The 22,452-nt window shown below is 32.2% G+C and carries 17 protein-coding genes and 1 pseudogene; 12 read left to right on the top strand and 6 right to left on the bottom strand.

Annotated features, from left to right (window positions below; all coding sequences use genetic code 11):
- Positions 1-334: 334 nt before the first annotated feature.
- Positions 335-1,318 (bottom strand): annotated as a pseudogene (locus AABM59_RS01365) (HD domain-containing protein); the annotation flags it as partial.
- 119 nt (positions 1,319-1,437) lie between these two features.
- Complete coding sequence (locus AABM59_RS01360; protein ID WP_338407192.1) at positions 1,438-2,223, bottom strand: RNA methyltransferase; 786 nt, start codon at positions 2,221-2,223, stop codon at positions 1,438-1,440.
- A 147-nt stretch (positions 2,224-2,370) separates the two neighbouring features.
- Here AABM59_RS01360 and AABM59_RS01355 point away from each other — a divergent pair, with 147 nt between their 5' ends.
- From AABM59_RS01355 to AABM59_RS01340, 4 genes are read left to right on the top strand one after another with little or no spacing between them, the layout of a single operon-like run.
- Entirely contained in the window at positions 2,371-3,348 is a 978-nt protein-coding gene (locus AABM59_RS01355) for a GNAT family N-acetyltransferase (protein WP_338407191.1), read from the top strand.
- On the top strand, positions 3,345-4,454 hold the full coding sequence (locus tag AABM59_RS01350; protein ID WP_338407190.1) for a DegT/DnrJ/EryC1/StrS family aminotransferase: 1,110 nt from the start codon (positions 3,345-3,347) through the stop codon (positions 4,452-4,454). Before AABM59_RS01355 ends, AABM59_RS01350 begins: the two co-directional genes overlap by 4 nt.
- Positions 4,455-5,783: a CDP-glycerol glycerophosphotransferase family protein gene (locus tag AABM59_RS01345; RefSeq protein WP_338407189.1), complete on the top strand. Its 1,329-nt coding sequence runs from the start codon at positions 4,455-4,457 to the stop codon at positions 5,781-5,783.
- Positions 5,784-5,828: 45 nt separating this feature from the next.
- Complete coding sequence (locus AABM59_RS01340) at positions 5,829-7,283, top strand: lipopolysaccharide biosynthesis protein (protein ID WP_338407188.1); 1,455 nt, start codon at positions 5,829-5,831, stop codon at positions 7,281-7,283.
- A gap of 7 nt (positions 7,284-7,290) precedes the next feature.
- Here AABM59_RS01340 and AABM59_RS01335 read toward each other — a convergent pair whose 3' ends face one another.
- Positions 7,291-8,202, bottom strand: coding sequence for a glycosyltransferase (locus tag AABM59_RS01335; protein WP_338407187.1), 912 nt, complete (start codon positions 8,200-8,202; stop codon positions 7,291-7,293).
- A 46-nt stretch (positions 8,203-8,248) separates the two neighbouring features.
- Here AABM59_RS01335 and AABM59_RS01330 point away from each other — a divergent pair, with 46 nt between their 5' ends.
- The 3 genes from AABM59_RS01330 to AABM59_RS01320 are packed head-to-tail and all read left to right on the top strand — an operon-like array spanning position 8,249 to position 10,850.
- Positions 8,249-9,376 carry a glycosyltransferase gene (locus tag AABM59_RS01330; RefSeq protein ID WP_338407186.1) on the top strand — a complete coding sequence of 376 codons (1,128 nt, stop codon included), beginning with the start codon at positions 8,249-8,251 and terminating at the stop codon, positions 9,374-9,376.
- On the top strand, positions 9,373-9,765 hold the full coding sequence (locus AABM59_RS01325; protein ID WP_338407185.1) for an FdtA/QdtA family cupin domain-containing protein: 393 nt from the start codon (positions 9,373-9,375) through the stop codon (positions 9,763-9,765). The genes AABM59_RS01330 and AABM59_RS01325 overlap by 4 nt, the downstream gene beginning before the upstream one ends.
- Entirely contained in the window at positions 9,762-10,850 is a 1,089-nt protein-coding gene (locus AABM59_RS01320) for a glycosyltransferase family 4 protein (RefSeq protein WP_338407184.1), read from the top strand. The genes AABM59_RS01325 and AABM59_RS01320 overlap by 4 nt, the downstream gene beginning before the upstream one ends.
- Positions 10,851-10,862: 12 nt before the next feature.
- Here AABM59_RS01320 and AABM59_RS01315 read toward each other — a convergent pair whose 3' ends face one another.
- The 3 genes from AABM59_RS01315 to AABM59_RS01305 are packed head-to-tail and all read right to left on the bottom strand — an operon-like array spanning position 10,863 to position 13,172.
- A complete protein-coding gene (locus AABM59_RS01315) occupies positions 10,863-11,600 on the bottom strand; it encodes a class I SAM-dependent methyltransferase (protein WP_338407183.1) in 738 nt (245 codons plus the stop codon).
- Positions 11,593-12,489 carry a glycosyltransferase gene (locus tag AABM59_RS01310; RefSeq protein WP_338407182.1) on the bottom strand — a complete coding sequence of 299 codons (897 nt, stop codon included), beginning with the start codon at positions 12,487-12,489 and terminating at the stop codon, positions 11,593-11,595. Before AABM59_RS01310 ends, AABM59_RS01315 begins: the two co-directional genes overlap by 8 nt.
- Positions 12,489-13,172 (bottom strand): ATP-binding cassette domain-containing protein, encoded by a 684-nt coding sequence (locus AABM59_RS01305; RefSeq protein ID WP_338407181.1) that lies wholly within the window; start codon positions 13,170-13,172, stop codon positions 12,489-12,491. The genes AABM59_RS01310 and AABM59_RS01305 overlap by 1 nt, the downstream gene beginning before the upstream one ends.
- Before the next feature lie 243 nt (positions 13,173-13,415).
- Here AABM59_RS01305 and AABM59_RS01300 point away from each other — a divergent pair, with 243 nt between their 5' ends.
- The 5 genes from AABM59_RS01300 to asnB all read left to right on the top strand — a co-directional run bounded on the left by AABM59_RS01300 (position 13,416) and on the right by asnB (position 22,305).
- On the top strand, positions 13,416-16,430 hold the full coding sequence (locus tag AABM59_RS01300; protein ID WP_338407180.1) for a tetratricopeptide repeat protein: 3,015 nt from the start codon (positions 13,416-13,418) through the stop codon (positions 16,428-16,430).
- Positions 16,431-16,485: 55 nt separating this feature from the next.
- Positions 16,486-18,237, top strand: a complete 1,752-nt coding sequence (locus tag AABM59_RS01295; RefSeq protein ID WP_338407179.1) for a TonB-dependent receptor — start codon at positions 16,486-16,488, stop codon at positions 18,235-18,237.
- 99 nt (positions 18,238-18,336) lie between these two features.
- Positions 18,337-18,786, top strand: a complete 450-nt coding sequence (locus tag AABM59_RS01290) for a hypothetical protein (RefSeq protein ID WP_338407178.1) — start codon at positions 18,337-18,339, stop codon at positions 18,784-18,786.
- A gap of 29 nt (positions 18,787-18,815) precedes the next feature.
- Positions 18,816-20,441 carry an amidohydrolase gene (locus AABM59_RS01285; protein ID WP_338407177.1) on the top strand — a complete coding sequence of 542 codons (1,626 nt, stop codon included), beginning with the start codon at positions 18,816-18,818 and terminating at the stop codon, positions 20,439-20,441.
- 187 nt (positions 20,442-20,628) lie between these two features.
- Positions 20,629-22,305 (top strand): asparagine synthase B, encoded by a 1,677-nt coding sequence (gene asnB / locus AABM59_RS01280; RefSeq protein ID WP_338407176.1) that lies wholly within the window; start codon positions 20,629-20,631, stop codon positions 22,303-22,305.
- Positions 22,306-22,452: the final 147 nt, after the last annotated feature.

Genomic DNA, 22,452 nt, shown 5'->3' with positions numbered 1-22,452 from the left:
CACTCAGTGACTTTACTAATGGTGATTCTTATTGCCGCACCGTTAGCCAAAAATATCCCCATGTCAGCTATGGCTGCAATTTTGATATTTGTAGCTTGGAACATGGGTGAATGGCGTGAATTTTCCACTTTGAAAAAATATCGAATGCCATATCGTTTCACTATGCTTTCAGTTTTTTTCTTAACAGTGATCTTTGACCTAACAGTCGCGATTCAAATTGGCCTAATAGCTGCATGTGTAACATTTATTTATCGTATATCCAACTTATCCAGATGTGAATCTGTGGAGCTAACCTGGCCAGACCAAGGTACACCACAATCTGGAACAAAGGCATAATATGTAAAGCTTCGTAGCCAGTTGTTTTTGGTGATGAAATCCAATCCCGCAATCGGCTAGGGCTTGGTCTGTAATGATCAGTTACAATTGAATATATTTTCCAAGCTAGAAACTTTTCTTCATGGGAATTATTCGATTTGTAAACGATGCGCAAGGCAAATTTATCGTAAACTTCATCGAAACCTACTCCTTGAGCTTTCATTTTTCCATAAATGGAATAAATAGATTTAGGTCTTCCTTTTATAATATAATCTAGTTTTTCTTCGTCTAAAGCTGTTTTTAAAATATCAGAAATATCTTTTATATAGCTATCCTGTTCTTCTTTTGTTTCTTTTAACTTGCCAACAATGTCGTTATAAACTTCTGTTTTTGTGTATTTTAGACCTAAATCTTCAAGCTTGTTTTTTATTTTATATAAACCCAATCGATGTGCAAGTGGCGCATAAATGTATAATGTTTCAGAAGCAATTTTGACTTGTTTGGAACCTTCCATCGTATCCAAAGTTTGCATATTGTGCAATCGATCGGCAATTTTTATCAGAATTACGCGTACATCATCATTGAGTGTCAGCAGCATTTTTCTAAAATTTTCGGCTTGCATCGAAGCATCCATTTCTTTTTGAACTTTTGAAATTTTGGTCAATCCTTCTACAAGTTGCGCGATTTTTGGATTAAACATTTTTTCGATATCTTCAACTGTTATGGGAGTATCTTCGACAACATCGTGCAATAATGCTGCTGCAATTGCTGTTGCCCCAAGACCTATTTCCGAAGCGACAATTTTTGCCACGGCTATAGGATGAAAAAAGTAAGCTTCGCCAGATTTTCTACGCTGATCTTTATGCGCATCCATAGCAACATCAAAAGCTTTACGTATGAGTTTTTTATCTTCGGGAGTTAAAGTTTGATAACTAATCCGAAGTAACTCTTTGTATTCTTGAGTGATTGCCTTGTTTTCCTTTTCAAAATCTATTTCTAACATAAAAAAATGGTTCAATTTCTAAAAATAACAATAAGAAATGAGATATGCAAAAAGTAATGGAGATTTATAATTAACCTCATTGGGATGTTAAATTATTTGATGGTTCATAAATCAATCTTCTAAAATTCCCTTTGCCTTTTCGCTTCAAAAATCAATATTGCCGCAGCAACGGATACGTTCATACTATCAATTTCTCCTTCCATTGGAATGATAATATTTTGTTTAGCAGCAGTTCTCCATTCTTCGGTTAATCCGGTTGCTTCTGTGCCAACTACTAATGCGGTTGCTTCAGAGAAATCTTGAGTTAGATAAGAAGTAGAATTTTGTAAAGTGGCACAATAAATAGTAATTTTTTGTGTTTTTAGAAAGGCTATAATTTCAGAAGTTGTCCCCGTTGCAATCTGTTTTGTAAACAAACAGCCCACGCTCGATCGGACAATATTGGGGTTATATAAATCACTTTTAGGGTTGGCAATAATGACTGCATCTAGATTAGCGGCATCGGCAGTTCGTAATAATGCTCCTATATTTCCTGGTTTTTCAGGTGCTTCGGCAACAAGAATCAAGGGGTTTTTGGATAATTTTAAATCGGACAATTGCATGGATTTAGTTTTGGCTATAGCCAAAATTCCTTCGGTTGTATCGCGGTAAGCCAATTTTTGATAAACGTCTTTCGAGATTTCGATTAATTCAGCATTATTGGATATCTTTTTAATTTCGGTTTCTGAAATTAATTCAGGTAAAAACAAAATGGTTTCAACATCATACCCGCCTTTGATTGCCAATGAAATTTCGCGTTCTCCTTCAATTAAAAATGACCCTGATTGTTTGCGGGATTTTGATTTTTCCTGTAATAAAACCAAAGATTTTATGTATGGATTTTGTATGGAAGTAATTTGTTTCATTTTTGATAGAAAAAGTTGCAAGGCATCAAAGTTACAAAGGTTTTAGTGTTTAATTAGCATTCGATTGCACAATAAACGAAATTGTTTTTTACCTGCTTTAGAACATAAATAAAAAATGCTTAATTTCACGAATTCTAAATCTAAACATTGAAAAACTACTCAGTCAGACAATATCAAAATAGCGATTATCAAGATTGGAATGCCTTTATTGGTCAAGCCAAAAACGCTACTTTTCTTTTTCATCGTGATTTTATGGAATATCATAAGAATCGATTCGAGGATTATTCTTTGATTGTTTTGGATGAAGAAAAATGGGTTGCGGTGCTTCCTGCAAATGTTGCAGGAAATGAAGTTTTTTCGCATCAAGGATTGACTTATGGCGGATTGGTCTACAGAGAAAAGACTAAATTAGCTTCGGTTATTGAAATTTTCAAAAGTATTTTGTCTTTTTTGGATGAAAATAAAATCGAAAAATTGCAATTGAAATTATTGCCATCAATTTACCATCAAAAACCTGCTGAGGAATTAAATTATGTTTTATTTTTGGTAGAAGCCCAATTAATAAGAAGAGATTCTCTTGCTGTCATTGATTTGACTAAGGCAACTATTTTGTCAAAACTCAGAAAAAGAGGTGTTCAAAAAGGAATTTCGAATAATTTTATAATTAAAGAAGTTGTTGGTTTTGAGGACTTTTGGAACGAAATATTATTGCCAAATTTATCTAAAAAGCATCAAGTAAAGCCAGTACATAGTTTGGAAGAAATTATAAAATTGAAGAAAATATTTCCAGAAAATATCCGACAATTTAACATTTATGAAAACGGAATTATTATTGCAGGAATAACAATTTTTGAAAGTGAAAACGTAGCCCATTGTCAGTATATTTCTGGTAACGAAGACAAAAACGAACTAGGGGGGCTTGACTTATTATCTCATCATTTAATTACGGAAGTTTTCAAAAACAAACGTTTTTTTGGTTTTGGAATTTCCAATGAAAATGAAGGGCGAAAATTAAACAATGGATTGTCTTATTGGAAAGAAAGTTTTGGGGCAAGTACCATTGTTCAAGATTTTTATGAAGTAGAACCCGCAAATTTTAGTTTATTAAATACTGTTTTGAGATGATAAAATTCCTTGACTTAAAAAAAATAAATGAACCCTATGAAATCGCTTTTCAAGAAAAATTGAATGCGGTTTTAGAAAGTGGTTGGTATATTTTAGGGAATGAAGTCGCAGTATTTGAAACTAATTTTGCCAGTTATTGTGGTACGAAACATTGCATTGGAGTAGGTAATGGTTTTGATGCTTTAGTTTTAATATTCAAAGGATACATTCAACTAGGAAAGCTGAAAAAAGGAGATGAAGTTATTGTTCCTGCAAATACTTATATTGCTAGTATTTTGGCTGTTTTGCAAGCGGATTTATTTCCAGTTTTGGTCGAGCCAAAGTTGGAAACTTACAATATCAACCCTGATTTGATTTCAGGAAAAATTACTTCAAAAACCAAGGCGATTTTAGCAGTACATCTTTACGGACAATTAGCCGAAATGGACAAGATTAATGATATTGCCAAACAAAATAATTTATTGGTAATTGAAGATGCTGCACAAGCCCACGGTGCAATTTCAGATTTCAGAAAATCAGGAAATTTATCGAATGCAGCCGCTTTTAGTTTTTATCCAGGAAAAAATCTGGGTGCTTTGGGAGATGGAGGAGCAGTTGTTACAAATGATTCCGAATTGACAAAAGTCATTCAATCTTTGCGCAATTATGGTTCTGAAGCCAAATATCAAAATGAATATGTTGGTGTAAATTCAAGATTAGATGAGTTGCAAGCCGCTTTCTTGAATGTGAAATTACCTAATTTAGACATTGAAAACAATAAACGAAAAGCAATTGCCAATCGTTATTTATCAGAAATTGAAAACGATAAAATTGTATTACCCACACTTTCATTGCGAGGAATGAAGGAATCTGACCATGTTTTTCATTTGTTTATTATTCGAACCCAAAACAGGAATGAATTACAACACTATTTATTAGAAAACGGAATTGAAACTATGATTCATTATCCGGTTCCGCCACACAAGCAAAAAGCTTTTTCCAGTTGGAATAATTCATTATTTCCCATTACCGAAAAGATTCATGATGAGGTTTTGAGTTTGCCAATGAGTTCAGTGTTGTCAAATGATGAAGTCGATTTTGTTGTTTCAATTTTAAATCAATATTGAATGGATTTTATAAAAATACACGAATTAAAACTAGCTATTAAGAGATATATTCCTGAAACAATATGGATATCGTTTATCAAGGTATATAATTTTTTAGGATTAAGAAATTTGTACGCTTTTTATTTAATTAATAAAACATCAAAAAGGCATCGTAAAGCACTTGAAATCGTTAGAAAAAAAGAAATCTTAAAAGTAGCTTTCTTTTTAAATCATGAATCGGTTTGGAAATATGATGTGCTTTATGATTTAATGTTGCAGCATCCTCGATTTGAACCTAAAATATTTGTTTGCCCAGTCGTAAATTTTGGTGTGGAAAATATGCTGTTTGAAATGGACAAAGCTTTCGAGGCCTTTAAAAAAAAAGGATATAACGTTATTAAAACCTACGATAAAGAAACAGGAGAATACCTAGATATTAAAAGTAGCTTTTCTCCTGATATAGTTTTTTTTACAAATCCATATAAAGATTTACAAGATTACAGATATTATATAAATCAGTTTACAAAAACCTTAACCTGCTATGTGCCCTATAGTATTCCGACAGTTAATTATGACTTTACCTATAATTTAGATTTTCATAATCTTGTTTGGAAAATTTTTTCAGAAACGGAGATTCACCAAAAAATGGCATCCAAAGAACAAAGAAACAAAGGAGTTAATAGAATTGTAACAGGCTATCCTGGATTCGACCCGCTTTTGATTAATAAAAACCCAAAAGAGGTTTGGAAAAATATAAATCCAGCCCTCAAAAAAATTATATGGACACCGCATCATTTAATGAACGAGTTAAGCAAAGTGTCTAATTTTTTAGAGTATTATGATTTTTTCTTAGAATTAGCTATTAATTATAAGGATAAATTGCAAATTGCATTCAACCCACATCCATTATTAAGAGTTAAATTAGAAAATGATCCAAATTGGGGAAAAGAAAAAACCGATGCTTACTACAATAAATGGGTAAACTTAGAAAATGGTCAGTTTGGGAATGGATATTATATTGATCTTTTTTTAACTTCTGATGCACTCATTCACGATAGTGGTTCCTTTATGGCAGAATATCTTATTACTGGAAAACCATTGCTTTATATGATTCGAAATGAATCGGTTATAGACTATTTAAATGTTTTTGGAAAAAAAACATTAGGAGTACATTATCAATCTCGAAATCAAAAACAAGTAATCGATTTTATCGAAAATGTGGTGCTGCAAGAAAACGATTCGATGAAAGAAGAACGTAATGCTTTTGTAAAAAATACGCTGTTGCCAGAGAACAGCTTAACCGCATCTGAAAACATATTGAATTATTTAGAAAATAAAATATTTAGGTAATTTGACTTTAGTAAAATTTTAATGGATAATTTTTAATTATTTTAAATGCATAATACTTCTCTAAAATTAGCAGCAACGAAAGGGATTATTTGGTCGGCTGTTGATAAATTTGCTGTTCAATTTGGGCAATTTGTTGTGAGTATTTTGCTTGCTCGAATATTGGTACCCGAGGATTTTGGTTTAATAGGAATGTTAGCCATTTTTATTGCTCTTTCACAAACTTTCATCGAAAGCGGTTTGGGCATTGGTTTAATTCAACGTCAAGACTCTACAGATGTTGATTTTTCGACCGTATTTGTTTTTAATTTAGCGGTAAGCAGTTTCTTCTATTTACTGTTATTTATAGCAGCACCATTTATAGCAATGTTTTTTAACCAACCACAATTAACCGATTTAATAAAAGTGCTAGGCCTTAACTTGCTTATAATAGCTCTTGCTATAGTGCAACGAACTAAATTGACAATTGCTATTGATTTTAAGTCCATTGCCAAAAGTAATGTTATAGGAATGGTTGTAGGAGGGGTTTTTGGAGTAATTGCTGCAAGAAGTGGTTATGGAGTTTGGGCTTTAGTGATCCAAACCCTACTTGGATCATTGGCTACTTCAGTGTCTTTATGGGTTTTTAGTAATTGGAGTCCATCTATTGCCTTTTCGAAGAAATCTTTTAAATCGTTATTTGGTTATGGATCAAAACTTTTGATAGCAGGGTTGTATGCTCAAATTCTAAATAATGTTTATAATATTTGTTTGGGCAAATTCTATCCAACGGCTTCACTGGGCTATTATACAAGAGCGAAGAGTTTTGCAGACCTTTCAGCAGGTACAGTTGTTAGCGTTACACTACAAGCTACCTTTCCAATTCTTACAGCTGTACAGAACGATAAAGAGAAGCTGGTTTCTATTTATAGCCGGTTAATTCGTATGTCGGCTTTTATTATTATTCCGTTAATGACTCTTATTGCTTTGTTAGCAAAACCCATAGTTATTCTATTACTTACCGAGAAGTGGGTTTCTCTAATTCCACTTTTGCAATGGATGGTTTTTGCACGTATTTTTTTCCCCATGAGTGCGCTCAATATGAATTTATTAAACGCAGTCGGGCGTTCTGATTTATTCTTAAAAGTAGATTTATATAAATTGCCATTAACAATATTAGCTATGGTAATTACAATCCCACTTGGTATAAAAGCAATGATAATTGGGCATGTTGTTACATCAGCTTTAGCTTTTTTAATAAACGCCTATCTTCCAGGAAAATTTTATGGGTATGGTCCAATTCAGCAATTGAAAGATATGGTGCCTTTTTTTATTGCTACAATAGGAATGGCAATTTCAGTCTTTATTATGTCTAATTTTATAGATAATTTAGTTGCACAATTATTTTTAGGACCGTTGCTTGGATTAGTGACCTATCTATTTATTTGTTGGTTATTAAAGTTAGAAGAGTTGATAGAGGTTTGGGAATTGGTTTTGAAGTTTAAAATAAAATTGGGATTCTAAACCTTATTTATAAAGTATAATTTTTAAATTTTTTTCTCCAAGCCAATATAATTCGTAACTCTAAATTTTTGAAAACTAACCTAAAGTTTTTATTTTTTAAACAATGCAATATTTCATTATGAATTCTTTTTTGAATGGCTAAATCTTCTTGTCTAGTTCGATTTAATTTCATTGTATTTTGTAATATCAAATAAGTAGAATAATCTATTTTTTTAGTTCGAGGATTATTTTTAATATAAAAATTAGTAGCCAAGGAATTTTTAAGAATTCTCTTTTGTATAATAGGTTCATCAATAAAATCAAATTCATAAATTCTAGAAGCCCGTATCCAAAAATCTAAATCTTCATAAGCCAGCGATTCGTTATAGCCACCTAAATGGTCAATAACACTTTTTTTTATCATTGCAGAAACAGAGCACATACTATTAAAATCAGAAAGTACATTTTCGTAAATATCCCCAGTTATTCTTTTTTGGATTACTTTTTTTTGAGTATTAACAGGAAAATAATAGGAATCAAAAACACTATTTTCAGTAATTAGTTCTGCATTTCCGTAAACTATACCTAGGTTTTTGCAAGAACTATTTTCAAATGCTTTGATTTGATTTGCAATACAATCTGACAATAAAACATCGTCAGCGGCAAGGTCAATTATATATTCTCCTTTGGCTAGTTGTAGGGTTTTGTTGAATGATTTGGTAACTCCTAAATTAGTTTCATTGATGATAAACGGAATTTCAGGATGTTTTTCAAGCCAAGTTAAAATCGTTTCTTTTGAATTATCAGTACTAAAATCATCTACAATAATAAGTTCAATAAATCGATAAGATTGGTTTAATACCGAGTTTAAACTCTCAACAACAAAGGGTCCCTGATTGTAGCACAAACAAATAACAGTAACGAGTGGATTGTGTTGCATTATTTTTAAATATGATTATATTTGAAGCGAAAATAATAAATTGAAAATGATATTGTCTGTTAAAAAATACAAAATCGCATTAATTGGTTTTAGCTTGAGTAAAGGTGGTGGCGAAAAAGTAATGGCTAATTTATCTCTTTTTTTTGATAAAATGGATATCGAAGTGCATAATATAATTGTTTTGGATGGTGTAACTTTTCCCTATTCAGGCAAACTTGTAAATATGGGTTTACAGAAAAACAAAAGTAATGGGTTAGCCAATAAATGGAAACGATTACAGTTTTTAAGAAATTATTTAAAGACTAATAATTTTGATTTTATTATCGATTTTCGTCCAAGAACAAAGATTATTCAGGAACTTATTATTTCAAGATTTATATATAAAGCAAAGACGATTTTAACAGTGCATAGTTTTTTGATTGATTATTATATGCCAAAAAGTGCTTGGCTAACGCGATTAATTTACAATAAAACTTATGCGACAGTGACCATTGTAGATCAAATAAAAGCACTTTTAGAAAGTCAATATCAGTTAAAAAATTTGGTAACCATTCCTAATCCTATCAATTTTGAAGAAGTTAAGGAAAAATGTATTGAAGCCATTGATATTGATTTTGAATATATAATAGGAATTGGGCAATATGCCGATAATATAAAACAATTCGATAAATTAATTTGGAGCTATGCTCACTCTATTTTGCCTGAAAATCGAATTCATCTTATTATTTTAGGAACAGGGAATAAAGAACCATTAGAGAAAATTGCTTCAGAAAATGCTGTTTTACAGTATGTTCATTTTTTGGGTTATCAAGAAAATCCATTTAAGTATATTAAAAAATCAAAATTCTTGGTTTTAAGCAGCTTGAATGAAGGAATGCCTAACGTGATTTTGGAAGCTTTAGCTTGTGAAATTCCAGTGGTAGCATTTGACTGTCTATCTGGACCGAGTGAAATGATTACCGACAAAGAAAACGGGCTTTTGGTTGAAAATCAAAATATTGAAAAACTGACAGAAGCCATGGATTTGTTTGTTGAAAACCAAGTGTTATATGATTACTGCAAAAAAAATGCTTTCGAAAGTATTCAGCGATTTTCTTTGGAGAATATTGGAAAACAATGGTTAAATTTGATGAAATTTGATGGACTTTATAACAAATCCGATGCGGAATTATGAATATAGAAATTATTGAAATACCCAAAATAGAAAATAGTTTGGGAAATATAGCGGTTATTGAAAATGGTGTTATTCCATTTGATATAAAAAGAGTTTATTATTTATATGATATTCCGAGTTCATCAATTCGAGGGGGTCATTCGCATAAAAACTTGCAACAAATATTGATAGCCATTTCTGGAAGTTTTGATGTGGTTCTTAAAGATGGAATTTCAACAACTACGATTACTTTAAATAAGCCAGACAAGGGTTTACTCATTAAAAACAATACTTGGAGAGAATTAGAGAATTTTTCTTCAGGAGCCGTTTGCTTAGTTTTAGCATCAACAATTTATGATGAAGATGATTATATTAGAGATTATGATGAATTTTTGAGTTCAAAAAAATGAAAATTTTATATATAGCTCCAGATATTACTGACTCGGGAGGAATTTCCCGGGTGCTTTCGTTGAAAGCCAATTATTTGGCAGCCCAGTTGAATTATGAGGTTCGAATTTTATCGGTAAATGACTGTAAATCCAATCTTTTTTATGATTTTAATCCAAATATTCAATGGTTCAACATTCAGCAATCCAAAAACATATTCTTGTTTCTAAGGAACTATGTTCGGTTTATCAAAAAAACAATTGCAGATGAAAAACCAGACGTAATTGTCATTTGCGATGCCGTATTTTGGTTTTTTATCCCTTGGTTAGTCAAAACTGAAATCCCCGTAATATTTGAAACACATTTTTCTATTTTTTTTCAAAAAGAAGCTTACGAAAATAGTTTGTACAGAAAGTTGCGATATAAATTGATACTTTTTTTGAGAAAAAAAACAATGAATAAATTCAGTAGTTCTGTTTTTGAAACACAAGAAGGTTGTCAAACATGGAAAGTGAATAACAGCCAAGTGATAGCAAACCCATTGAGTTTTATAGTGAAAAAAAAAGCCGCTTTAGTCAATAAATGCGCTATAGCCGTTTGTATGAATCCTTATGTGAAAGGTCTGGATCGCTTGTTGTTGGTTTGGAGTAAAATAATAGAAAAATATCCAGATTGGATGCTCAATGTTTATGGAAAATGGTATGATAATGCTGCTTTTATAAAAATGGCTTACGATTTGAAGATTTCAAATAACCTCAATTTTCTACCTCCAACTGCCGATATTCAAACTAGCTACAATCAATCTTCTGTTTTTTTAATGACTTCTAGAACCGAAGCTTTTGGAATGGTACTTATCGAGGCTATGGCTTCTGGAGTTCCTTGTGTTGCATATGATTGTCCATCTGGGCCAAGAGTAATTATTGAGGAGGGAAAAAACGGGTTTTTGATTAAAGACGGTGATACAGATTCCTTTGTTCAAAAATTAGAATTGCTTATTGAAGATGAAAATTTAAGAATTCGAATAGGAGTCAATGCCCAAGAGAGTGTGAAAAAATACAACATCGATTTGATTATGAAAAAATGGGATAAATTGTTCAAGGATTTGTAAAAGTAACCCAAATTATTCTTGCTTTTTGAGGATAAATACAATTTCGTTTTCGGTAAAACCGTGGATAATATCTTTGCCCTCAAATTGTTTTACTGTCACTTCAAATCCAGATTGTGTTAACCTATTTTTTAAACCTTCAACCGAATAAATTCGAACATGGTCTTCTTGTTCAAAATGCTTGAGTCTTTCCTGCTCTGAAGTGATTGTATAGTCTTCATATATTTCGCCATCTTTGAAAGGGGTTTGCGCTAATAAAGTTCCGTTTGGTTTTAAAATTCTATGAAGTTCTTTCATAGCTGAAATGTCTTCAATTACATGTTCTAAAACATGATAACATACAATCAAATCAAAGCTATTGTCGCTTTCAGGAATTGCCGTAATATCGTATTGATTATCCGAAATGAAATCTCCAGACAAGTCGGTAGCCTTGTAGGTTACATTTTGTTTTTTCCATTTTCTATACAAACTTCTGGAAGGTGAAAAGTCCAAAACTTTGATGGCATTTTCTAAATAATTGTTTTCAATAAGTTGCCACAATCTTCGGTCACGGGATAAACTTCCACAATTAGGGCAAATTTTACCGTGATGAGATAAATCAATCCATTCTCTTAGTTTTGTTTTGCAAATAGTGCATTCGGATTTAGAACCTCTATACATCAAAGACCATATAAACCTTAAACTAGGTTCTGTTTTGAATAGTAGTTTTTTAGGAATAAAGGAGTGCGTTATTTTTTTTAAACGGTCATACATTTTTTGACGGAATAATGGAACAAAAATAGCCCAGTTTGTAAAAATCTAATAAATATAAATTGGGATTTTTAGAAATTAAATTTTGGATTATTTGTTTTTTGTTTTTTGAGTAAATTATTTTCACTAGTCCAATTAAATAAAGTCTTTTTAGAATTAAATAAGCTGAACTCAATTTAATGTCTTTAAATCCAATTTTTTGTTCGATAATTAAGCTATATAAGGTTTGAACAGCTCTTTCAGATTTTTTAATAAAATCGATACTATATTCATTATTATGATGAATTAATGGGTTTTCAAAATGTGATATTGAAATGGAATTTTGACGAAGGTTTTTTATGAAAATTAAATCTTCATAACCGTATTCATTAATAAATTCTGGAAAAGGATGTTTGAAAAGGATTTCTTTTTTTAAAAGTAAATTCCATGTAAATACAAAATTATAATTATTTTTAAGTCTATAGCGTAAAGATTTGGACTCTCTATTTATTCCATATTTCCATCGAAGCATTTTTTCTTTTGGCGGAATAATAGTAGGATATTTAACGCCTCCAAAAAGTACCGAAGTGGATTTTGATAGTTTCTCAATACAGTTTTTTAGATAAAACTCGTTTTCTGGTAAAGCATCGGCTTCCACAATCAAAACATATTCATATTTTGATTTAGAACATAATAAATTAATATTTTTACCTCTACCCAAATTTTGTGAATTGATAGAAAAATCACAATTGGTTAATGAGTTGGTCTTATAATTTTCATTGATAAAATCTTGACTGAAATCATCTTGAACTAATATTTCATAGTTAATTCCTAATTTATCAGCTTGATGTTTAAGTTCTAAAACTAAAGGAAACACATTGTAATTATATGTAGGAATGAGAATCGAAAGCATTAGACCGTTTTTTGAATCACCTCAAAAAGTTTGGCATCTTCACATTTCAATGTTTTTGATGGAAATTTCATTAACAAAGCATAATCGTGAGTAGCCATTATTACCGTTCTACCACTATCATTTATTTTTTTTAAAACTTCAAGAACTTCAACACTAGTTTGAGGGTCGAGGTTTCCTGTGGGTTCATCAGCAAGAATAAATTCAGGATCATTGAGTAAAGCACGTGCAATGGCAATGCGTTGTTGCTCGCCACCAGAAAGTTGATGTGGCATTTTATCTGCATATTCTTTCATGCCAACTTTGTCTAAAACTTCGTCAATTTTATTCTGAATTTGACCCTCGTCTTTCCAGCCAGTAGCCTTCAGTACAAATAGCATATTGTCTTTCACGCTGCGATCTGGTAATAATTTGAAATCTTGAAAAACAAAACCAATCTTTCTTCTCAAAAATGGTATGTCATCTTCTTTTAGAGTTGCTAAATCAAATTCTACGATTGTTCCTTCTCCTTCAGCCAAAGGCAAATCAGCATAAAGAGCTTTCATAAAGCTACTTTTTCCAGCACCTGTTTTTCCAATGATATAGATAAATTCACCATGTTTTACCTCAAGATTTACATTTGATAAGATGATTTTACCTCCTTGGGCAATGGTTACATTTTTTAAAGACAATACAGGTTTCGACATAGAAAATTTGTTTATTGTGTAAAAGTAACAAGATAACGGCTGCATTCAAAATAAATTTTGTGAATTGGATAGAATTACTTGAATTTATAATTCTTTGGCTATTTTTTACAAACTGATTTTTAAATTGACTAGATTCAATTAATTAATGCAACTTGTTAAAACTTTTGTTCATAATAAAACCGATTTTCTATCCGTTATAAAGACTAGAAATCGATACATTTGAATTATTAAACAAAAACCTCAATGCATAAACTTTCCTGGCTTTTATTTCTGTTAATTTTCATTCGAACCATTGACATTTCGGCCCAAAAATCAGCAATTTACACTCACGATACAAAAGATTTTGACAAAGCACTTTCACTGTACAATGACGAGCAATATGCTTCGGCACAGATAATTTTCGAAAAAGTAAAATCGACTACGACTAATGAAGAACTGCTTTCGGACTGTTCCTATTATGTTGCCAACTGCGCCATTCGAACCAATCAACCCGGCGCCGATAGTTTGATGGAACGTTTCGTTGCCGATTATCCAACGAGTAGTAAGCAAAATCAGGCATACATTGAAGTGGCGCATTATTATTTCAATCAAGGAAATTATCCTCAAGCTTTGCAATGCTTCGAAAAAGTCGAGGAGAGCAATCTGAGTTATAAAGAACAAGACCAATATAATTTCCAAAAAGGGTATAGTTTTTTTGTTTCCAAGAATAAAAAGGAAGCCACAACTTATTTCAATAAAGTGACTAATTCAGCAGAATATGGTTCTCAAGCCAAATATTATTTGGGTTTTATGGCTTATGAAGGAGATGATTACAAGCAAGCTGCGAAATATTTTGACGAAGTTTCAGGCGAAGAAAAATACAAAGAAAAACTTTCCTACTATCAAGCCGATATGAATTTTAAGTTGGGAAATTTCCAAAAAGCAATTGATTTAGGTTTGAATGCAATGGATAAATCGAATGCAGTTGAAATGTCGGAATTGAATAAAATTATTGGAGAAAGCTATTTTAATTTGAAACAATATGACAAATCCATTCCGTATTTGGCTTTGTATAAAGGTAAAAAAGGAAGATGGAACAATACTGATTTTCACCAATTGGGTTTCGCTTACTACAAGCAAAATGATTTCGAAAATGCGATTTCTCAGTTCAATAAAATCATTGGTGGAAATGATTTAGTGGCTCAAAATGCTTATTATCATTTGGGAGAAAGTTACCTGAAATTAGAAAAAAAACAAGAAGCTTTAAATGCTTTTAAAAATGCCTCCGAAATGGATTTTGACACTTTGATTCAAGAAGATGCAAGTTTGAATTATGCCAAATTGAGCTACGAAATAGGGAATTCCTATCAAAATGTGCCTTCGGTTTTGATTACTTTTCTAAAAAAACATCCAAATAATGCTAGCAAATCTGAAATAGGAAAATTGTTGATTGATTCTTATATTTCATCAAAAAATTATAAGGAAGCCTTGATTTTATTGGAAAAAAATAAATCTTCCGAAAATAAACCAGCCTATCAAAAAGTGACTTTTTATCGTGGTTTGGAATTATATACGGACGGGAAATATCAGGAAGCCTCGTCTATGTTTGAAAAATCTATCGATGAACCAAGAGATGCTAAATTTACTGCACGCGCTACTTTCTGGAAAGGAGAAACCGAATATGTTTTAGAAGATTTCAAAAATGCGGTGTTGAGTTACAAACAATTTTTGGGTTTAGCTCAAGCCAAAGAAACACCAGAATATTTAAACAGCAATTACAATATTGCTTACACGTATTTCAAATTGAAAGAGTATGACCAAGCTGGAAATTATTTCGAAAAACAGATTGAAAAAGGGAAGAACGACAAAGTGCGTTTGAATGATTCCTATTTGCGTTTGGCCGATTGTAGATTTGTAGAATCGAAGTATATGCCAGCTTTGGAAGCATATAATAAGGTGATTGATTTAAGAAGTATTGATGCGGATTATGCGTATTTTCAAAAAGCAATTTGCTACGGATTTCTTTCGAAGAACAATAAAAAAATCGAAGAACTCAATATTTTTTTAAAATTATATCTAAAATCGGATTATCGTGATGACGCCTTATTCGAGCTAGGAAATACCTATGTTGCCGATAAACAACAAGATCTTGCCATCAAAACCTACGACCGTTTAAATGCTGAATTCAAAAAAGGTTCTTATACTTCGAAAGCAATTTTGCGTCAAGGATTAATTTATTACAATTCAGATAGAGACGAGCAAGCTTTGACGAAATTCAAGAAAGTGGCAGCGGATTTTCCTAAAACACCCGAAGCTTTGGAAGCAGTTGCAACAGCGCGTTTAATATACGTTGACAATGGAAAAGTGGATGAATATGCGACTTGGGTTCGTACTTTGGACTTTGTTACAGTTACCGATGCAGAATTAGATAATGACACTTATGAAGCTGCTGAAAAACAATATTTGCAAAACAATACTAGGCTAGCTATTTCGGGATTAAGTGGGTATGTTTCCAAATTTTTAAATGGAATTCACTCCTTAAAAGCCAATTTCTATTTGGCTCAATCTTATTTTTCGGATGCTCAAGAAAGCAAATCAGTTCCTAATTATGAATATGTAATTGCCGAACCTCGAAGTGAATTTACCGAGCAATCTTTAGCGCGATTAGCCCAAATTTTCTTAAAAACAAATGATTGTGACAAAGCATTTCCAGCATTATTACGTTTAGAAACCGAAGCTGATTTTCCTCAAAATAAAACCTTTGCACAGTCTAATTTGATGCGCTGTTATTACGATAAGAAGGATTACGATAATTCGGTGGTTTATGCCGATAAAGTTTTGGAAAATCAAAAGATTGATGATAATGTAAAAAGTGACGCGCAAATTATTGTGGCTCGCGCGGCCTTACAAACCGGTGATGAAACAAAAGCGCGTTCGGCATACGCCAAATTGCAAATCATTGCCAAAGGAGAATTAGCTGCCGAAGCTTTATATTATGACGCTTATTTCAAAAATAAAGACGGAAAATTCGAAGCTTCAAACGCAGCAGTTCAAAAATTAGCCAAGAATTATTCAGGTTATAAATATTTTGGTGCTAAAGGATTAATCTTAATGGCGAAGAATTTTTATGGATTGAAAGATAGTTTTCAGGCGACTTATATCTTGGACAATGTGATAAAAAATTTCACAGATTTTCCGGATGTTGTGTCAGAAGCCCAAACGGAATTAGACAGCATTAAAAATGAAGAATCTAAAACGAATTCGTCAATAACCAATTAATTGAAGTAGTTGTCACACTGAACTTGTCGAAGGGATTCACTAAAAATAATAAAATATGAAAATCAATTTCAAAAATATAATTGCACTAGTCTTATTTATAACTTTCCAATTTTCTTTTGCACAAAAAAAGAAAGAAAATATTGGAACAGAAGTGGTAAATGTAGTAAAACCCTATACGCCAACAATTTCAGATGCTTTCAAAATTAAAGAAACTCCTGTTCTTGACGATGAAGGAAATGCTAAAAAAGAAACCATAAAATATATGATTTTTTCCTTTCCTGTAGCTTCCACTTTTACACCATCAAAAGGAAAAGCAGAAGGTGTTGAAAAAGAGCAGCAAAAGCATTTGTTTACTAATTACGCCACTTTTGGTGGTGGAAATTACGGAATTGTAAATACCGAATTATTCGTGAATCACGAATTGAATAATAACTCTTATGTGGGCGGAATGTTCCGTCATCTTTCCTCGCAAGGTTCCATAAAAGGAGTCGAATTAGCCAATAAATTTTATGATACTTCGATTGATTTAACTTACGGAATACACGAAAGAGATTTGTCTTGGAATTTAGATTTAGGTTACCAAAACCAAATTTACAATTGGTATGGTTTGCCGGTAGGTTATGGCAGCGGATTAACTCCAAATGACAGAACAAATTTGATTGTAGGTATCAATCCGCAACAAAGCTATAACAACATCTATTTGGGAAGTAAAATTGAGTTCAATGAAAGTATTGTAAAAGAGGCGAGTGTGAAATTCGATCATTTTTCGGATGCTTTTGGGTCTTCGGAAAACAGATTTTATGCGAAACCTTCATTTCAATTTGACATAAATGACAAAGCTGTAAAAACGAATGTCATTGTTGATTATCTAGCAGGGAGTTTCAAAAAAGAATATTGGAATACAAACCTTATAAAGTATGGTTATACTAATTTTGGCATTGCTTCAAGTTTTGTGATGAACGAAGACGACTGGACTTTACTTATAGGAGCTGGCGTATTTTATAGTATTGACAACCAAAACAGCAATAATAAATTTTACATTTATCCACAAATCAATGCTTCGTACAAAGTGGTTGGTGATTTGATGATTTTTTATGCAGGAGCCGAAGGAAATTTGGAACAAAATACCTATTCGGATTTTGTTAGTGAAAATCCATTTTTATCGCCTACTTTAAATATTCTACCAACAGACAAACAATATGATATTTTTGCTGGATTGAAAGGAAAAATAATCAATAATGTAAGTTACAACATTCGGAGCTCCTATATAAATGAGAAAAATAAACCCTTGTTTAAAAGTAATGATTTTAACGAAAATAGTTCTAATGAAAATTATGCTTTTGGGAATTCAATGCATTTAGTTTATGATGATATTAAAACCATAAGTTTTTACGGAGAATTAAAAGCTGATTTTTCGAAAGATGTGACTGTTGGAATTGACGGAACTTTTAGCAGTTATACCAATACTTTTCATGCTGAAGCATGGAATTTACCAGTAATAAAGTTAAATTCAAAAATCGATTTCAATATCACCGAAAAATGGTACGCGGGTGTAAATGTGTTTTATGTTGGAGAACGAAAAGATCAAAAATTAAATACAGATATTGTTTATATTATGGAGCCAAGTCCAATAATTTTAGCGAGTTACTTTGATTTTAACGCACATTTTGGATTCAAATACAGCGAACGATTGACCGCTTTTTTAAGAGCGAATAACATCACTAACAAAGCCTACGAAAAATGGCTGAATTATCAAGTTCAGGGACTTCAGGTAGTTTTAGGAGCGAATTATAAATTTGATTTTTAGATTTCTTGCCACTTAGGCGCAAAGTTTTTATATATTATTTTAAAAAAAACCACAAAACTTTTCTTCCTTTGTGACTTAGCGCCTTCGCGGCAAAACTCTATGACTTTCAAACAAAAAATACACCAGCATTACCTACAATTAGTCCAAGACAGAATCGATGTTTTCAAAGATATGATTGTGGCTTTGACCGAAGATTCAAAGAACGATGCCAAAGGTTCAGCCGGAGACAAACACGAAACGGCTTTGTCGATGATGCACATCGAGCAAGAAAAACTCAATCAAAAATTGAGGGAAGTATTGGAACAGAAAACGGTTTTAGATAAAATTGATTCTACCACAATTGCCAAAACTATAATTGTTGGAAGCTTGGTGAAAGCGAATGGAATTTATCTTTATCTAAGTGTAGCACTTCCAAAAATTAATGTTGAGGGAATCAATATAATTGCTTTGTCTCCCCAATCTCCATTAGGAAATAAACTGATAGGAATGCAGGTAAATCATACATTTGAAATAAATACTACAGAATACATTATTGAAGGAATTTTGTAGTTTACTTTTACTAATCTAAATCTATTTTTATGAAACGTATTCTTTTACTTTTTGCTTTATTATTCTTGATTTCGTGTCAACAAAAAAACAAAATAGTTGTTGATTCTGTTGTTTTAAATGCTGCTATTTATACTGTAAATACAACTTTTGATACCGCTTCGGCAATGGCAATTAAAGAAGGAAGAATTGTTGCTATTGGTTCTAATGAGGAGATTACAACTAAGTTCGAAGCAAAAAATACCATTGAAGCAAAGGGGAAATTTATTTACCCAGGTTTGATAGACGCCCATTGTCATTTTTATGGTTTTGGCCTTAGTTTGCAAGAAGTGGACTTGCGAGGAACTAAAAGCATGGACGAAATTATTTCTAGATTAAAGGCGTTTCAAAAGGCAAAAAAATTAGATTTTATAATAGGAAACGGCTGGGATCAAAATGACTGGGCTATAAAAAAATATCCTACTAAAGCTATTTTAGACACCTATTTCCCAAATATCCCAGTGGTTTTAAATAGGGTCGATGGACATGCAATGATTGTTAATTCACGTGCATTAACATTGGCAAATATCACAAAACACACAAAAGCTACTGGCGGACAAATCGAAATTAGTAATGGGGAACCTACAGGAATTTTGGTTGATAATCCAATGGAATTAATTATTAAAATAATTCCGAAGCCGAGTCGAAAAACACAAATCGCAGCGCTTTTAGATGCTGAAAAAGTAATGTTCGATTACGGATTAACCACCATAAATGATGCTGGTTTAGATCCCGAAATTATTGATTTAATGGATAGTTTGCAAAAAGCAAAAGCGATGAAAGTCAATGTGTATGCTATGGTTTCGGCCAATCAGAAAAATATTAATTTGTATCTAAAAAAGGGGATCTATAAAACAGATAATTTGAATGTTCGTTCCTTTAAAATGTATGGTGATGGCGCTTTAGGTTCTCGCGGTGCGTGTTTGCATAAAGCGTATTCGGATAGTCCAAAACAATTTGGAGCTTTACTATCTCCAATTTCAGATTTAAAATCTATTGCGCAACAAATTGCAAAATCTCCATTTCAACTAAATTCACATGCTATTGGGGATTCGGCAAATACCGTTTTACTAAAAATTTACAAGGAAGTTTTAACGGGTAAAAAAGACCGAAGATGGAAAATAGAACATGCTCAAGTTTTGAAGGAAGCTGATTTTGATTATTTTAAATTAGGAATTATACCTTCAGTTCAACCAACTCATGCGACTTCGGATATGTATTGGGCTCAAGACCGACTTGGAAAAGAGCGCATAAAAAATGCGTATGCCTATAAAAAATTACTCCAAAAATCGGGCATTGTAGCTTTAGGTACTGATTTCCCAGTAGAAGAAGTAAATCCAATGCTAACTTTTCATGCGGCAGTTTCAAGAAAAGATAGTAAAGGTTATCCAAAAGGAGGTTTTCAGATGGAAAATGGGTTGACAAGAGAAGAAACTTTGCGGGGAATGACAATTTGGGCTGCATTTTCTAATTTTGAAGAAAAGGAAAAAGGAAGTCTTGAAGTTGGAAAATGGGCTGATTTTGTTCTATTCGATCAGGATTTAATGAAAATGGACGAAAGTAAAATTCCATTTATAAAACCAACACACACTTTTACGAAAGGGAGTCAGGTTAAATAAAATCTTTATTGGAATATTTTGATTTTAAACTTCAGTCGCCTCTAATCGCTTTTTTAATTACATTCTTAATCTAAATTCTAATTTTTAGTTATAATTTAAAACTAAAAATTGCGATTGTGTTTTTCAATTAGAACTTTACATCCATCTTTGCCCCATAAAATAAACAAAAACAATAAAATATACAGTTATGTGCGGAATAGTATGTGCCTTTGATTTAAAACAAAAAGCAGAAGTTTTAAGACCTCAAGTATTGGAAATGTCTAAAATTATCCGTCATCGCGGACCAGATTGGAGCGGGATTTTCAGTAACGAAAAAGCAATCATGTCTCATGAACGTTTGGCAATCGTAGATCCAGCATCTGGAAAACAACCTTTATTTAGCGAAGATGGAAATCTTGTTTTGGCTGCTAATGGCGAAATATACAACCACAGAGAATTGCGCAAACAATTTGAAGGAAAATATAATTTTAAAACCGAAAGTGACTGCGAAGTTATTTTGGCACTTTACAAAGAAAAAGGACCCCATTTTATTGATGAAATGAACGGTATTTTTGGATTTGCAATTTATGATGTAGAAAAAGATGAATATTTTGTGGCGCGGGATCACATGGGAATTATTCCATTATACATTGGTTGGGATCAAAACGGAACTTTTTATGTGGCTTCAGAATTGAAAGCTTTAGAAGGATATTGTACTAAAATCGAATTGTTTCCTCCAGGACATTACATGACCAGTAAAGATGGAAAATTTGTGCAATGGTACAAAAGAGAATGGGTTGATTTTGATGCTGTAAAAGATAATGAAACAAGTATTTCAGCTATTAAAGACGCTTTAGAAGCAGCTGTTCACAGACAATTAATGAGTGACGTTCCTTACGGAGTTTTACTTTCTGGAGGTTTAGATTCTTCTATTACTTCGGCTGTTGCCAAAAAGTATGCTCAAAAACGTATTGAATCCGGTGATGTTGTAGATGCTTGGTATCCACAATTACACTCGTTTTCTGTTGGATTAGAAGGTTCGCCAGATTTGGCTGCAGCCCAAAAAGTAGCAGATCATATCGGAACGATTCACCACGAAATTAAATTTACTATTCAAGAAGGTTTAGATGCTGTTAAAGATGTGATCTACAACCTTGAAACGTATGATGTAACTACTATAAGAGCATCGACACCAATGTGGTTAATGGCGAGAGTTATTAAATCAATGGGTATCAAAATGGTATTGTCTGGTGAAGGGGCAGATGAGCTTTTTGGAGGCTATTTATATTTCCATAAAGCACCTAACGCAAGAGAATTTCATGAAGAAAACGTTCGAAAATTGAGTAAACTTCATATGTATGATTGCTTGCGAGCTAACAAAAGTCTTGCAGCATGGGGAATTGAAGGCCGTGTTCCGTTTTTAGATAAAGAATTTATGGATGTGGCGATGCGAATCAATCCACAAGATAAAATGATTAATAAAGAACATCCAATGGAAAAATGGGTAGTTCGTAAAGCATTCGAAGATATGTTGCCAGAAAGCATAGCTTGGAGACAAAAAGAACAATTTAGTGATGGTGTTGGTTACGGTTGGATTGATACTTTGAAAGCGACTGTAGCTGTCGAAATTTCGGATGAGCAATTAGCTAATGCGAAATATAGATTCCCTTTACAAACACCTACTTCTAAAGAAGAATATTATTACCGTTCTATATTTCATGAGCATTTTTCAAGTGACGCTGCAGCTTTATGTGTTCCTCAAGAGGCAAGTGTAGCTTGTAGTACAAAAATTGCTTTGGAATGGGATGAAGCATTCAAAAATATGAACGACCCATCAGGAAGAGCGGTTGCAAGTGTTCATGATGATGCTTATATAAAAGGATAAAAAACCAATTTTATTTTAATTGTAGATAAAAAAAACGTTCTCAATTTGAGGGCGTTTTTTATTGCAATAAATAAACAAAATGTTAATAACTTACCAACTTAAAACACAATTTTAAACAAAAAATGGTATGTGTTTTCATATATTTGC

It is taken from the genome of uncultured Flavobacterium sp. (assembly GCF_963925185.1).
Classification (GTDB): domain Bacteria; phylum Bacteroidota; class Bacteroidia; order Flavobacteriales; family Flavobacteriaceae; genus Flavobacterium.
This window is presented reverse-complemented; position numbering and strand designations above follow the sequence as displayed.

Coding starts and splice junctions, on each gene's coding strand:
- AABM59_RS01360 (WP_338407192.1), bottom strand. CDS start 2,223: ATGAAACAAATTACTTCCATACAAAATCCATACATAAAATCTTTGGTT.
- AABM59_RS01350 (WP_338407190.1), top strand. CDS start 3,345: ATGATAAAATTCCTTGACTTAAAAAAAATAAATGAACCCTATGAAATC.
- AABM59_RS01345 (WP_338407189.1), top strand. CDS start 4,455: ATGGATTTTATAAAAATACACGAATTAAAACTAGCTATTAAGAGATAT.
- AABM59_RS01340 (WP_338407188.1), top strand. CDS start 5,829: ATGCATAATACTTCTCTAAAATTAGCAGCAACGAAAGGGATTATTTGG.
- AABM59_RS01335 (WP_338407187.1), bottom strand. CDS start 8,202: ATGCAACACAATCCACTCGTTACTGTTATTTGTTTGTGCTACAATCAG.
- AABM59_RS01330 (WP_338407186.1), top strand. CDS start 8,249: ATGATATTGTCTGTTAAAAAATACAAAATCGCATTAATTGGTTTTAGC.
- AABM59_RS01325 (WP_338407185.1), top strand. CDS start 9,373: ATGAATATAGAAATTATTGAAATACCCAAAATAGAAAATAGTTTGGGA.
- AABM59_RS01320 (WP_338407184.1), top strand. CDS start 9,762: ATGAAAATTTTATATATAGCTCCAGATATTACTGACTCGGGAGGAATT.
- AABM59_RS01315 (WP_338407183.1), bottom strand. CDS start 11,600: ATGTATGACCGTTTAAAAAAAATAACGCACTCCTTTATTCCTAAAAAA.
- AABM59_RS01310 (WP_338407182.1), bottom strand. CDS start 12,489: ATGCTTTCGATTCTCATTCCTACATATAATTACAATGTGTTTCCTTTA.
- AABM59_RS01305 (WP_338407181.1), bottom strand. CDS start 13,172: ATGTCGAAACCTGTATTGTCTTTAAAAAATGTAACCATTGCCCAAGGA.
- AABM59_RS01300 (WP_338407180.1), top strand. CDS start 13,416: ATGCATAAACTTTCCTGGCTTTTATTTCTGTTAATTTTCATTCGAACC.
- AABM59_RS01295 (WP_338407179.1), top strand. CDS start 16,486: ATGAAAATCAATTTCAAAAATATAATTGCACTAGTCTTATTTATAACT.
- AABM59_RS01290 (WP_338407178.1), top strand. CDS start 18,337: ATGACTTTCAAACAAAAAATACACCAGCATTACCTACAATTAGTCCAA.
- AABM59_RS01285 (WP_338407177.1), top strand. CDS start 18,816: ATGAAACGTATTCTTTTACTTTTTGCTTTATTATTCTTGATTTCGTGT.
- asnB (WP_338407176.1), top strand. CDS start 20,629: ATGTGCGGAATAGTATGTGCCTTTGATTTAAAACAAAAAGCAGAAGTT.